At 40.1% G+C, this 14,125-nt stretch carries 10 protein-coding genes; 6 read left to right on the top strand and 4 right to left on the bottom strand.

Annotated elements, in window-relative coordinates:
* Positions 1–2 precede the first annotated feature (2 nt).
* Positions 3–2,423: a phenylalanine--tRNA ligase subunit beta gene (gene pheT / locus BP74_RS17920; protein WP_496376218.1), complete on the bottom strand. Its 2,421-nt coding sequence runs from the start codon at positions 2,421–2,423 to the stop codon at positions 3–5.
* A 967-nt stretch (positions 2,424–3,390) separates the two neighbouring features.
* Here pheT and dnaB point away from each other — a divergent pair.
* Both dnaB and BP74_RS17910 read left to right on the top strand, forming a co-directional pair.
* Positions 3,391–4,944 carry a replicative DNA helicase gene (gene dnaB / locus BP74_RS17915; RefSeq protein WP_496376216.1) on the top strand — a complete coding sequence of 518 codons (1,554 nt, stop codon included), beginning with the start codon at positions 3,391–3,393 and terminating at the stop codon, positions 4,942–4,944.
* Positions 4,945–5,043: 99 nt separating this feature from the next.
* Positions 5,044–5,751: an RsmE family RNA methyltransferase gene (locus tag BP74_RS17910; RefSeq protein ID WP_496376214.1), complete on the top strand. Its 708-nt coding sequence runs from the start codon at positions 5,044–5,046 to the stop codon at positions 5,749–5,751.
* Here the strand turns inward: BP74_RS17910 and BP74_RS17905 are convergent.
* Both BP74_RS17905 and BP74_RS17900 read right to left on the bottom strand, forming a co-directional pair.
* A complete protein-coding gene (locus BP74_RS17905; RefSeq protein ID WP_496376212.1) occupies positions 5,748–6,551 on the bottom strand; it encodes a TerC family protein in 804 nt (267 codons plus the stop codon). The two genes, BP74_RS17910 and BP74_RS17905, sit on opposite strands and share 4 nt — an antisense overlap.
* Before the next feature lie 20 nt (positions 6,552–6,571).
* Positions 6,572–7,612, bottom strand: coding sequence for a quinone-dependent dihydroorotate dehydrogenase (locus BP74_RS17900; RefSeq protein WP_496376210.1), 1,041 nt, complete (start codon positions 7,610–7,612; stop codon positions 6,572–6,574).
* 100 nt (positions 7,613–7,712) lie between these two features.
* Here BP74_RS17900 and BP74_RS17895 point away from each other — a divergent pair, with 100 nt between their 5' ends.
* The 4 genes from BP74_RS17895 (at position 7,713) to BP74_RS17880 (ending at position 12,265) form a co-directional block, all read left to right on the top strand.
* Entirely contained in the window at positions 7,713–8,888 is a 1,176-nt protein-coding gene (locus BP74_RS17895; protein ID WP_496376208.1) for an acetyl-CoA C-acyltransferase, read from the top strand.
* A gap of 105 nt (positions 8,889–8,993) precedes the next feature.
* The gene (locus BP74_RS17890) at positions 8,994–9,404 is read left to right on the top strand and encodes a response regulator (protein WP_496376206.1); all 411 of its coding nucleotides are present in this window, start codon (positions 8,994–8,996) and stop codon (positions 9,402–9,404) included.
* 92 nt (positions 9,405–9,496) lie between these two features.
* Entirely contained in the window at positions 9,497–9,835 is a 339-nt protein-coding gene (locus tag BP74_RS17885) for a hypothetical protein (RefSeq protein ID WP_496376204.1), read from the top strand.
* Positions 9,836–9,886: 51 nt separating this feature from the next.
* Positions 9,887–12,265, top strand: coding sequence for a TonB-dependent receptor (locus tag BP74_RS17880; protein WP_496376202.1), 2,379 nt, complete (start codon positions 9,887–9,889; stop codon positions 12,263–12,265).
* A 42-nt stretch (positions 12,266–12,307) separates the two neighbouring features.
* Here BP74_RS17880 and BP74_RS17875 read toward each other — a convergent pair whose 3' ends face one another.
* Positions 12,308–14,122: an ABC transporter ATP-binding protein gene (locus BP74_RS17875; RefSeq protein WP_496376200.1), complete on the bottom strand. Its 1,815-nt coding sequence runs from the start codon at positions 14,120–14,122 to the stop codon at positions 12,308–12,310.
* Positions 14,123–14,125: the final 3 nt, after the last annotated feature.

Raw genomic sequence — 14,125 nt, 5'->3', positions numbered from 1 at the left:
ATTTATTTTCTTACTTCAGCATTAAGCTCCTTCTCTAAGATAGTCATGATCTTACTCATCCAGGAATCAATTTCCTTATCCGTCAATGTTTTTTCTTCATCCATAAATGTGAGGTTGATAGCCATTGACTTTTTATCTTTTCCAAGCTTTTCACTTTCAAACACATCAAATAAACGTACCTGCTGCAGTTTATTCAAACGGAGTTTGGTTAACTGCTCACTTATATCCTGGTATTTCATGGATTTTGGTACCACCAGCGCAAGGTCTCTTTCAACTGAGGGATACCTGGATATCTCTTTGAACTGAACTTTTTTATTGCCTTGCGTTATTATAGTATCCCAAAAAAGATCAGCAAAGAATACAGTTTGTTTGATGTCAAATTTAGATATCAGTTCACTACGCACTGTTCCTAACTCCGCAACTTTTTCACCATTATAAAATGCAGCAATGCCAGCATCCAGTTCATTGCTTGTTACAGTTTCAAAAGAATCTGTTTTTACACCCAGGGTTGAAAGCAGGGAACTAACCACTCCTTTCAGGTAAAAAATATCTGAAGATGCATTACCCTGTTTCCATTGTGTTTCGACTAGTTGTCCTGTAAGGTATAGGGAAAGGTGTGTTTGTTCATTATATTTCCCTACCCCGGATGTGGAATAAGTTTTTCCAAATTCAAATAAGCGGAGGTTATTGTTTTTCCTGTTGGTATTGAATGATATTACTTCCAGGGCGGTTTGGAGCATGGAAGGTCTCATTATATCCAGTTCGCTGCTTAAATTATTCAACAACCTGACAACATTCTTTAATTCCTCAGGTGAAAAATAAGCAGCATTGGTAATGGAGTTGGTCAGGATCTCTGTAAATCCTAATCCTGTTAATACATTCGAGATCTTCTCTTTTATTATTTCGCCTCTGTAGTTTTCTTCAATGGAAGGAGAAATGCTTATCGTTGTTGGGATATCAATATTGTCAAGACCGTCTATGCGCAATACTTCTTCCACAAGGTCAGCAGGCAGGGAAACGTCGGGTTTATGGTAAGGAACAGCAACGGTCAAGGTATCCATGCTATCTCTTTCCAGCGTAAATCCCAGGCTTTGTAAAATATTTTTGACTGTATCTGGATGGTAATTCTTACCACTTAATTTTTTAAGATAATGGTATTTGATTGATATCTGCGGTTTTGGTTGAGGATCAGGGTATACATCAATAATGTCCGAAGAAACAAGACCACCTGCTATCTCTTTAACCAACATAGCCGCTCTCTTCACAACATTGACTGTATTAGAAATATCTATACCCTTTTCAAACCTCGTGGCTGCATCCGTACGTAAGCCATGTCTAAATGATGATTTGCGGATAAATACTGGATCGAAGTAGGCACTTTCGAGGAAAATATTGGTTGTTTCATTGGTGACGCCACTATACAATCCGCCAAACACACCTGCAATACACATAGGATCTTCTGCATCGCAGATCATCAGGTCTTCAGCATTCAACTTTCTTTCTTTTTCATCAAGTGTTGTAAACAAAGTTCCTTCCTTCATGGTCTTTATAACAACCTTATGGCCCTTTATCTTATCATAGTCGAAAGCATGCAGCGGTTGTCCCGTTTCATGTTGAATAAAGTTGGTAATATCAACTATATTGTTGATAGGCCTGAGGCCTATGGCTTTTAATCTTTCCTGCAGCCATTTGGGTGATTCTTTCACCTGCACATTGGAAAGACATACCCCTGAATACCTTTTGCATGCTTCGTTATTTTCAATTTTTACATCGATAGCCAGCGCAGGGTTATCTACCTTAAAATTGTTTTTTGGCAATACAGGCTTCAGTTCTTTTTTATCATGGTGTGACAGGTAGGCACATACATCCCGGGCAACTCCCCAATGGCTCATGGCATCCATACGGTTTGGTGTAAGCCCTATTTCATATATGATGTCACTGAAAGGTTGAAAATATTGTTCTGCCGTAGTACCAACTTTAGCATCTGCCGGCAGCACCATTATTCCTGCATGGGATGTGCCCATGCCTATTTCATCCTCAGCACATATCATCCCGTAGCTTTCCACCCCCCGAATCTTGGCCACCTTCATGGTCAGGGGTTCACCAGTGGAAGGATATATAGTAGTGCCGACTGTGGCTACTACCACTTTTTGGCCGGCGGAAACGTTGGGCGCTCCGCAAACTATTTGCAATGGATCTGCCGCACCAATACCAACTTTAGTTAGCTTTAATTTATCAGCATTGGGATGTTGTTCTGATGATAAAACTTCACCGATCACCAATCCTTTTAATCCGCCTTTTATTTCTTCAAACTGTTCCATCTTTTCTACCTCAAGACCTACTGAGGTCAGGATCCTGGATAGGCGTTCCGGGTCAACAGGGACAGGCAAATATTCACTTAGCCATTTATATGAAATAGTCATTATAATAAATTGTAGGTCGGCAAAGATAAGACTGGGCCGGAATTGTTATTGCCAATCCACATTTGTCATTAACATGAACAAGCCAGCAAATTATTACCAACAATTATGTATAACCCATGTTACAGGATTTCATCCCCGTTGTATCCCCGTAGTAACCCCGTTGTATTTCCGTTGTTTCCCCGTTGATGAACGGCTTAAGTACGGGGAAACAACGAAGACTCAACGAGTAAAATAGGGTATTATATAGAAGTAGCCTGGAAGTGTATGGCAGTCATCTGGTTGCATTCATAGAATTCGAACATGTATTGACCGTTCTTTATATAATCAATTGAAGGGTTGGGCTATAAAATACATTTCACTTCTTTATGAACTGGGTAAAATAATGATGGGATCAAAGGATCTTTTCAACGGCCATGTCAATAATTATTTATGGTTATTGTTTTTCATAGATAGTAAAGGATCGTGTCTTACATCTATTCTAACTTCCCTGTCAAAAGTTTTGCATAATAAAGTTTCACACACAGGGATTTGGTTATGTTCTTCTCCGTAACCATTGGGTGAAATAGTATATAATTAAATGGGATAAAAGGGGCAACCTGACGTAAAAGTCCATTCTGTAGTTTCAACGATACCACCAAATGTTTTTACCAATATATTTCTTGACAAAACTTGTGCACAAGCTTCTGAAAGCTGCGTAAAAAAATCCAAATTTGTGGATATATTGGTATTCCATGTGCATAAGCGGTATATTAATGTGAATGTTGGATGAATTTTCTGTGAATTAAAATATTCATCGAAAAAATGATTTTAGTACTTATGCCTGCATTTATATTCGCCGTCTGACTTACTGGGACCCTTCAGATAATAATCTGATAACAATAAATTAATAAAAGCCAAACTAATTGAAAGCCCCTATAGGTCATTGATCGAAAAAATCAATGGTTTAACTTTTTGACGAACTTGAAATATGGATCTTACTAACCTCAATCGGGATAAAAAGAACAGAAGAAAAACCCCGTTAGATCTCAGCACAATGATCTACGGAAAGGTGCCACCCCAGGCCAAGGACCTGGAGGAGGCGGTGCTGGGAGCGATCATGCTGGAAAAGGGTGCATTTGATGCAGTAATAGAGATCCTGAAGCCGGAATGTTTTTACGTGGATGCACATCAACGCATCTACAAAGCCATGCAAAGCCTGGCCAATAAAAGCCAGCCCATAGATATTTTAACTGTTGTTGAAGAGCTTCGCTTTAAGGAAGAACTGGATATTGTTGGTGGTCCTTATTATGTGACCAAGCTTACAAATGCCGTTGTTTCTTCGGCTAACATCGAGGCGCACTCCAGGATCGTCTTACAAAAATTCATACAAAGAGAACTGATTCGTATAAGCGGGGAGATCATTTCAGACGCTTACGAGGACAGTACCGATGTTTTTGACCTGTTGGACCAGGCTGAAAGCAAAATGTATGAAGTGACCAGCAACCACTTAAAGAACAACTACGAATCCATCGATTCTGTATTGGTAAAGACCATACAACGTATTGAGGATCTGAGACATAAGAACGAAGATATTACCGGTGTGCCCAGCGGATTCCCTTCTTTGGACAGGGTAACCTATGGATGGCAAAGCACTGACCTTATTATCCTTGCTGCGCGTCCCGCGGTAGGTAAAACAGCTTTTGCCCTGAACCTGGCGCGTAGTGCAGCCTTACATGCCACCAAATCGACACCTGTAGCCCTGTTTTCATTGGAAATGAGTGCCGGGCAGCTGGTTCAACGTATTCTTTCTGCGGAAAGTGAGATCCACCTGGAAAAGATTTCCAGGGGAAAGATGGAGGAGCATGAAATGAAACAGTTGTATGCCAAGGGTATTCAAAGGCTGGCACAGGCACCTATTTACATTGATGACACAGCTGCATTGAACATCTTTGAATTAAGGGCCAAATGCCGTCGTCTGAAGAATACAGCTAATATCGGTTTGATCATTATCGATTATTTGCAGCTAATGAGTGGCACGGGTGAGCGGAACTCCAACCGCGAACAGGAGATCTCAACGATATCCAGGTCCTTAAAAGGTTTGGCAAAAGAACTGCAGGTTCCCATCATTGCACTATCCCAGTTAAGTCGTGAGGTGGAAAAAAGAAAAGATGGCAACAAGATGCCCCAGTTAAGTGACCTAAGGGAATCGGGAGCCATTGAACAAGATGCCGACATGGTAATGTTCCTGTACCGCCCGGAATACTATGATATCACGCAAGATGAAATGGGTGATAACAACAGGGGTGAAACACACGTTCGTATAGCCAAGCACCGGAATGGTTCTTTGGAAACGATCAAACTCAGGGCCCTGCTCCATATTCAAAAATTTGTGGAAGATGGCGGAGGCAATGATTATGGTTCCTTTAACATGCCTTCTAATTTTAAGCCGGTATCTGGCAATGATGGCAATGGAGGCGCAAGAATGTTCATCCAGACAGGAAGCAAAATGAATGACCTTCCCGACGATGAAGATCCATTTTAGTTACTAACTTTTCCATTATACAAGCTCCTCCCGGGAGCTTTTTTTATTACCGGAATTACCATTCAATATTTTATAATAAAAATCAATTTTCTTCGCAGTATGGCCCTGCCTTTTTTTTATGTTGCAAACCTGGATAGTAAGTCTATCATACTGGATGAAGACACTTCAAAGCATGTGGTGCTTGTGTTGAGAATGAAAAGAGGTGAGGAGTTGCTTCTTACAGATGGAAAAGGTAAAAAAGTGATTGCTGAAATTGTTGATGACAACAGGAAAAAATGTGTAGTGGATGTTTTATCAACTGAAATAGATGTGCCACGACAGAGAAAAATTTCAGTTGGTATTTCAATTATTAAAAACTCCGCACGGTTTGAATGGTTTCTTGAAAAAGCGACAGAAATAGGTGTTAGTGAAATATTTCCATTGATCTGTGATAGAACTGAAAAGGAAAAATTTCGGTTTGACAGGATGAATAATATCGTGGTTAGTGCCATGTTGCAGTCGCAGCAAACCTGGTTGCCCCTATTGCATGAACCAATAAAATTTGACCAGGTATTACTTGAAACTGGTTATGCCCACAAGTTCATTGCGCATTGCATAGAAAGCGATAAAAGATCTTTGCCAGGTAACTTTTCCGGGGAAGAAAATACTTCAATCATTATATTAATAGGACCTGAAGGTGATTTTACAACCAGTGAAATAACACAAGCCCTTGAAAAAGATTATGTGCCTGTTGCCCTTGGCGAAACCAGGTTGAGAACAGAAACCGCCGGACTTGTTGCTGCAACCCTACTTTGTATTACGCATTAATGAGCTGAATCCGAATCAATGGGTCCCTCATCATTCAATACAGGTTCGTGTAATTTTACCACCTTTCTTTTAGCCGATTTCTTGCGCATGGTCATATTCAATACTTCTACAAGGAAAGAGAAGGCCATGCCAAAATAGATGTAATTCTTCAGGTGCAGTTGGTCTGCGCTTTCTGAATCCCAGCCTTCTATAACAAGACTCAAACCTATCATAACAAGAAAGGATAGTGCAAGCATCTTAAGTGTAGGATGCTTGTGTATGAAAGAAGATATTTTGGGACTGAATAAGAACATGATGATCATAGCAATAATAACAGCGGCTATCATGATTTGCACATATTTGGCGGTTCCTCCTGCTGTTATTACACTGTCGAAAGAAAATACGGTATCAACCAGCATGATCTGCACAATGCCCTGGGCAAGTGAAAGGTGTACAGGTTTTGCGTTGTAATCTTCATGGTCCTCACCTTCCAGCTTGCCATGTATCTCCTTTACTGATTTATAGATCAGGAACAAACCTCCCACAAGCATTACAAGACTCGCCAGGTCAAAGCCTTTACCAAACAATGAGAATAGCGGTTTACCTTTTTGTGATAATAACCAGCTTAATCCCATTAATAATATACTTCTGATAATGATGCCCGATACCATCCAGGCCCGGCGTGCCTTTTTTTGGTTCTCATTTTTCAGCCTGTTAATGATGATGCTGACAAATATTACATTGTCAATTCCAAGCACCACTTCTAATATGACCAGGACAATAAAACTTACCAGGCTTTCGGTTGTGAATAGATGTTCCATGAATGCGTTAGAATGTTTCGTTATAATGACTTACAAATCTTTTTAACAATAACCGGACCTTCATAAATAAAGCCTGTCCAAACTTCCATTAATGAAGCGCCGGCATTTATTTTATCATTGGCATCTGCTCCTGTAAAGATTCCACCACTGGCAATAACAGGAATACTTCCGTTTGTTTTTTCCATGATATATTCCAGGACTTCAGTTGACCTAGTTTTCAATGGCTTTCCACTTAAGCCTCCTGGTCCTATTGATTGGATGCGTTCCATTGGTGTCGTAAGATTATCTCTTCCAATAGTTGTGTTGGTAGCAACAAGACCATCCAGATTGATTTCAGTGGCAAGGTCAATTACATCATCCAGTTGTGACCAGGAAAGGTCTGGAGCAATTTTAAGTAATATGGGTTTGACTACAGCAAAGTTTTTATTCAAGGACTGCAGGTGTATCAATATCTTCTTTAGGGCATCTCTTTCCTGCAATTCTCTTAACCCTGGTGTATTGGGAGAACTCACATTTACTACAAAAAAATCAACATAGGGATGTAATGCAGTAAAACAGATCTCATAGTCTTTCCAAGCCTCTTCATTTGGGGTTACCTTGTTTTTGCCAATATTGCCGCCTATAAGGAATGCAGTTTTTTTATTTGAATTGGATTCGGCATGTCTCCATTGTTTTAATCGTTCAGCAATTACCTGTACGCCATCATTATTAAATCCCATTCTATTGATCAGTGCCTGGTCTGCCGGAAGACGAAAAACCCTCGGCTTATCATTACCAGGCTGTGGCCTGGGAGTAACAGTTCCAATCTCAACAAAACCAAAACCCAAAACCTCCAGTTCTCTTAAATATTCCGCATTTTTATCAAAGCCCGCACCCAGACCAATAGGGTTTTTAAAATTCAATCCTAAAAGTTTGATCTCTTTTTGGGGAGCAGCGAAATAGCTTTTAAAATGACTTCTTAAAAATGGTACTGAACAGGCCATTTTCAACAATTTCATCGAAATAGAATGAGCTGTTTCAGGAGAAAATAGAAATAAAAGGCGCCTGAGGATCTTGTACATGGGTGAGCGAAGATAGTAATTGAGGATATTTTGAATAGGCAAATTGGTTGTTGATGCAACTAAAACACAAATTGTGTACTTTTAAGTTTAATCTTCAATTATGCAGGAAGCTTATATAGTAGCTGGATACAGGACCGCAGTAGGTAAGGCAAAGAGAGGGGGTTTCAGGTTCTATCGGCCAGATGACCTGGCTATAAACCTGATAAAAGGTTTATTGGCCTCGGTGCCTCAACTGGATAAAAATTTAATTGATGATGTGATAGTTGGCAATGCTGTGCCAGAGGCAGAACAGGGTTTGCAGGTGGGACGTATCATTGCAGCAAGGGCCGTAAGTTTTGATGTGCCGGGGATGACCGTTAACAGGTATTGCGCTTCAGGCCTGGAAACTATTGCAATAGCTACGGCAAAGATCCGTATGGGGATGGCTGACTGTATCATTGCCGGAGGTACAGAAAGCATGAGCATGGTGCCAACTGCCGGATGGAAAACTGTTCCTTCTTACGCCATAGCTAAGGAGGATCCTGATTATTATTTAAGTATGGGTCTTACTGCTGAAGAAGTGGCTAAGCAATATAAGGTAAGCAGGGAGGACCAGGATGAATTCTCCTATAAGTCCCATCAAAAGGCGATCAATGCCATTGAAAAAGGCTATTTGCAGGAAGGTATTTTGCCTATGGAAGTAGAAGAGGTGTATTTGGATGTCAAGGGTAAAAAGCAGAAAAGGAACTTCACAGTTGCTGTTGATGAAGGCCCCAGGAAAGATACTTCGCTGGAGGTCCTGGCCAAATTAAAGCCTGCATTTGCTGCCGGGGGATGTGTAACCGCCGGGAATTCCTCCCAGACAAGCGATGGAGCTGCCTTTGTAATTGTTATGAGTGAGAAATTGGTAAAGCAATTAGGTCTTACACCCATTGGCAGGTTGGTAGCCTGCGCCTCTGCCGGAGTAGAACCAAGAATAATGGGAATTGGTCCTGTGGCTGCTATTCCCAAAGTTTTAAAGCAAGCCAATATGAGCCTTGGAGATATAGATACCATTGAATTGAACGAGGCCTTTGCTTCGCAATCTATTGCTGTTATAAGGGAAGCTGGTTTAGACCCGGAAAAAGTGAATCCCAATGGAGGGGCAATTGCATTGGGCCATCCTTTAGGTTGCACTGGTGCTAAACTAACCATACAGGCACTGAACGATCTTAAGCGCTCTGGGAAAAAATACGGCATGGTTACAGCCTGTGTAGGTGGTGGCCAGGGAATAGCCGGTATCATTGAAAGGCTGTAGATAGCAATGCTTACTGATTAACAAATTTGTAAAAATTTAATACACTCTAATCCTTGTAAAAAATGATAGAAATGGTTAAGTTTGGTAAACACCAAAATATAACCTATGCCACTGCCACAACCCACCAAAATACTCTACGTTGATGATGATGTAGATGACAGGTATTTTATGAGTCTGTCATTATCAGAAACAGGTACCAATGCTGATCTTATTTGTGCTTCAAATGGTGAAGATGCCATACAGTACCTGAATTCTATAAAGGCTTCCGATCTTCCATCATTGATTATCCTTGATTTAAATATGCCTAAATGGGATGGGCGTAAGACTTTAAATTATCTTAAAAAGCAACCTCATCTTGCCGGCATCCCGGTTGTGATTCTCAGTACTTCCAATAGTAACAGTGACAGGGAAAGCTGTGCACTGCTAGGTGCAAGTTCCTATCATACAAAACCTTACCGATTTGATGATTACAAACAGATCATCAATAGTTTTGGTTCCTTCCTGGGTCATTCTTAGTATTAACTAAATTTGATATTGCAGCTTGGTTGCAAAGCTTTTACTTTGCCGGAAATTCATTGGGCGCCGGCAACGGTAAAGTATAGTACAACTTGAACAAGAAGATCACCATAAAAAAGCTATCGGCTATTTTGCTTCTGTTTGTTTTTATGGTTAGTGCCATGCCCAAGGCATTTATCCATGATGTTTTAGCCCAACATAAAGACACTATTTCCTGTACGCATGGCCCTTTAACTACAAATTGCATGCACATACAGGGTACAAATTGCCATTTCGATGAATTGGTGGTTACTGTACCCTTCATTTATGTAAAATATGAATCTCCTCTGGTTCCCTACCAGGAGTATAAGAGATCTTACCCGGTCTATTATAGCGATTTTACACAAAATCTATTTTCATCTGAGGCAGGAAGAAGCCCTCCTGTTTGCTAACAAAAGTCGAGATTTTACCTATTTCTTATTTGCTAGCAAATTAATTATTGAATGAAAAAGCTATTGCTGTTATCTATTCTCAGCCTCACTATATATATTTCTTTTGGCCAGGATATTAAAAAAAACCAACTATCAGGAAAGATCACTGATGTGAAGACAGGCGAGGCTTTGGCTGGTGCCAGTATTTCATTGCCAGATTCAAAAAACGGAACTTTTTCTGATAGCTCCGGTAATTATGTCCTTGACAATATTCCTTTAGGACATACAATTATTGAAATAACCTATTCAGGTTATAAAACGCTTGTAGAACATATTGATCTTAAGGGAAATGATGTCCATGATTTTGCCTTAACCTCAACCTATGTTATGAATGAGGGCATCACTATCACCGCTGTGGCCGGGGCCAGTAGCATGCGCAAAACTCCTATCCCTATCAACCGGATCAATAAAACTGAGTTACTCACTACCGCGTCTACAAATATTATTGACGCCCTGACAAGACAGCCAGGTATCAATCAGCTGTCTACAGGACCTGCTATTTCAAAGCCTATCATCAGAGGGCTTGGATATAACAGGTTAGTTGTGGTAAATGATGGCATTCGACAGGAGGGGCAGCAGTGGGGCGATGAACATGGAATTGAAATTGACGAAAATAGTGTTAGCAGGGTAGAGATAGTCAAAGGTCCGGCATCGTTGATCTATGGAAGCGATGCCATGGCTGGTGTTATCAACATAATCACAACAAATCCTGCACCTATCAATAGTTTTAAAGGAAATATTCTTTCTGGGTATCAAACCAATAACAGGCAACGGTCATTGTATGCAAGTTTGGGAGGGAACCAGAATGGGTTTAACTGGAATGCATGGGGAGATTATAAAGCTGCAGGAGACTACAGGAATAAATTTGATGGTCCTGTTTTCAATTCAAAATTTAATGAACATAACTTGGGTGGTTACGTTGGATATAATGGCTCATGGGGTTTTTCGCATTTAATTGTTAGCAATTTCAACCAGAAACTGGGTGTAATAGAAGGGACAAGGAATGCTGAAGGAGCATTTGTGAAAACACTTCCCGGTGGTATAGAACAAACCCCTACAGAAAGCGATTTCAATAGTGTCAATCCACAGGTGCCTTACCAGCATGTCAACCATTTTAAGTTGATCAGTGATAACAGCATCAGGATGGGAGCAGGAAAGGTGAGTATTAACATGGGTTGGCAACGAAACCAACGAACGGAATTTGGTAATACGGATATACCCACTGAAAAGAGCCTGGCATTTGATCTGAATACTTTAAACTATAGTGCTATCTACCATTTAGCAGATAAGAATGGGTGGACTCATTCAGTTGGGATTGGGGGTATGGCACAACAAAATCAAAATAAAGGGGTGGAAGTGCTGATTCCAGAATACCATTTGTTTGATATTGGCAGCTTTTTATATACCCAAAAAACCATTGGCGGATCCACTATTAGCGGTGGGATACGTTTTGATAACCGTTCCCTTCAGTCCAGCTACCTTGAAGAAAATGGCGCTGTAAAATTCAATAGCATAGCAAAGAACTATTCTAACGTTTCGGGTAGCCTTGGTGTTAGTTATGAAGCGACAGAACGCTTATTACTCAAAATTAATCTTGCCCGTGGATTCAGGGCTCCAAGTATCCCGGAACTTGCTTCTAATGGAACACATGAGGGTACTAACAGGTATGAATATGGAAATGCTGGATTAGGATCGGAAAAATCATGGCAGGGAGATATAGGGATGGAGTTAAATTCAGAACATGTTTTATTCACTGCAAATACATTTTACAACCGGATCAACAATTTTATTTTTTACAGTAAGTTAATGGGTGCTAATGGATCTGATTCATTGGTGGAAGTTAATGGAGATCAAATTCCTGCCTATAAATTTGATCAAAGAAATGCGACGCTGTACGGGGGCGAAGTTCTTTTAGATATTCACCCACATCCCCTTGACTGGTTCCATTTTGAGAATACTGTATCCTATGTCAGGGGACAATTTGCCACCCCTGTGGAAGGTGTCAAAAATGTTCCTTTTATTCCTGCTACAAAATGGATCAGCGAACTAAGGGCGGAACTATTGAAAAATGGAAAACAGTTACAGAATCTTCATTTACAGTTTGAAGTAGATCATACATTTTCACAGAACAAACCTTTTACGGCATTTGGAACTGAAACAGCAACTCCTGGATATACTTTATTAAATGCCAGTGTGAGCTCTGATATAAAAAATAAGAATAAAACTTTGTTCAGTCTTTACCTGATGGCCAATAATCTTACTGATGTTGCTTATCAAAGCCACCTGAGCCGGTTGAAATATACAGATGTAAACCAGTTGACCGGAAGGAATGGTGTTTTTAATACAGGAAGGAATTTTATGATACGATTGAATATTCCTATTGCATTCTAAAACCAAAATAAAAGACCCCGATAAAGGGGTCTTTTTATTTACTTAATTGGAAATGGCTGGTGTGGATACGGTTGTGTTTTTTCTTTCACCTATTTGTTGTCTCCACATGGCATAGTACAATCCTTTTTCTTCAAGGAGTTCTTCGTGGGTTCCAGTTTCTATAATTATTCCTTTTTCCAGTACGAAGATCCTGTCAGCATGCATGATCGTAGACAAACGGTGTGCTATAAGGATTGTTATCTGGTCATTGAATGAAGATACATTCCTGATAGTTTTATTGATCTCTTCTTCGGTAAGAGAATCCAATGAGGATGTAGCTTCATCAAAGATCAAAAGCTTGGGCTTTCTAAGCAGGGCCCTGGCAATACTTAATCGTTGTTTTTCTCCGCCGGACAATTTCAAACCTCCTTCACCGATCATAGTATCGAGGCCTTTTTCAGCCCTTAATAATAAATTTTGGCAGGAAGCCTTGGTTAACGCGTCTAAAAGATCTTCATCACTTGCAGAAGGATTTACGAACATCAGGTTCTCCTTAATAGTACCACTGAACAATTGCGTGTCCTGTGTTACAAACCCTATCTGGTTTCTCAGGTCATCGAAATGGATTTTATTTTCATCCAAACCGTTATAAAATATATTTCCCTGTTGCGGGCGATATAAGCCTACAAGTAATTTCATCAAGGTAGATTTACCAGAACCTGAGGGGCCTACAAAAGCAATAGTTTCTCCTCTCTGCGTTTTAAAGCTGATATCATCAATCGCTTTATGCATAGCAGTCTGGTGTTTAAAGCTAACACCTCTGAACTCAAGTTGGCTGATGGGTCCCAGGTGTTTGGGATGATCAGGTTGAGATTCAGATTCTTTTTCCATTAATGCATGGTAATTATTAAGAGATGCTTCGGCCTCCCTATAGCTCAATATTATATTCCCAATATCCTGCAAGGGGCCGAAAATGAAGAAGGAATAAATCTGCATCGTCACCAGCTGACCGGCATTCATTTCTTCTTTAAAGATGAACCACATTAACATGAACAGGATAACCTGTCTTAATGTATTGACAAAAGTGCCCTGGATAAATCCAATACTTCTGATCCGCTTCACCTTAGTGAGTTCAAGACCTAATATCTTATAGGTATTCTTATTTAATCTTTCCACTTCCTGGTTGGTAAGTCCCAGGCTTTTCACCAATTCAATGTTTCGAAGCGACTCTGTTGTAGTTCCTGCCAGTGAGGTTGTTTGTGCTACAATGGTCTTTTGAATAGTTTTTACTTTTTTACTCAAAAGATTAGAGATGATCATTAATATGGCAATGCCTCCAAAATAAACAATTGGAAGGAGGGAAGAAATGCTGGCTGCAAAAATGGCTACTATGACAATTCCCACCAATACAGTGAAAAGAATATTCACAAAGTTGTTAATGAACTTCTCGGTGTCTGTTCTAACCTTTTGAAGAACACTTAGTGTTTCTCCGCTACGTTGGTCTTCAAACTCCTGGTAAGGCAGTTTCATGGCATGCTGCAGGCCTTCGGTAAATACCTTCGCGCCAAACTTTTGGACTACAACATTCAAAAAGTAATCCTGGAAATTTTTGGCGATACGACTTACCATTGCCACCCCAATGGAACAGAGGAGCAGGTAAACCACACCGGGAGAAACCCAGTTAAATTGCCAGAAAAATCTTTCCTTATCCATCTTTGCTCCTTTCTCAATAGACTTGACAAATTCATTGGCAAGGTTTACCAATTTCCCGAAGATGATGGGGTCAATTAAGGAGAATCCAATATTCAAAGCTGCCAATACTAAAATAAGGGCAACTAATAGTTTATAAGGTTTTAAATGCGCTAATAATATTTTCATATG

Source organism: Flavisolibacter ginsengiterrae DSM 18136, from assembly GCF_059568575.1.
The sequence above is the reverse complement of the archived record's forward strand: the minus strand, read 5'-3'. Positions and strand labels throughout refer to the sequence as shown.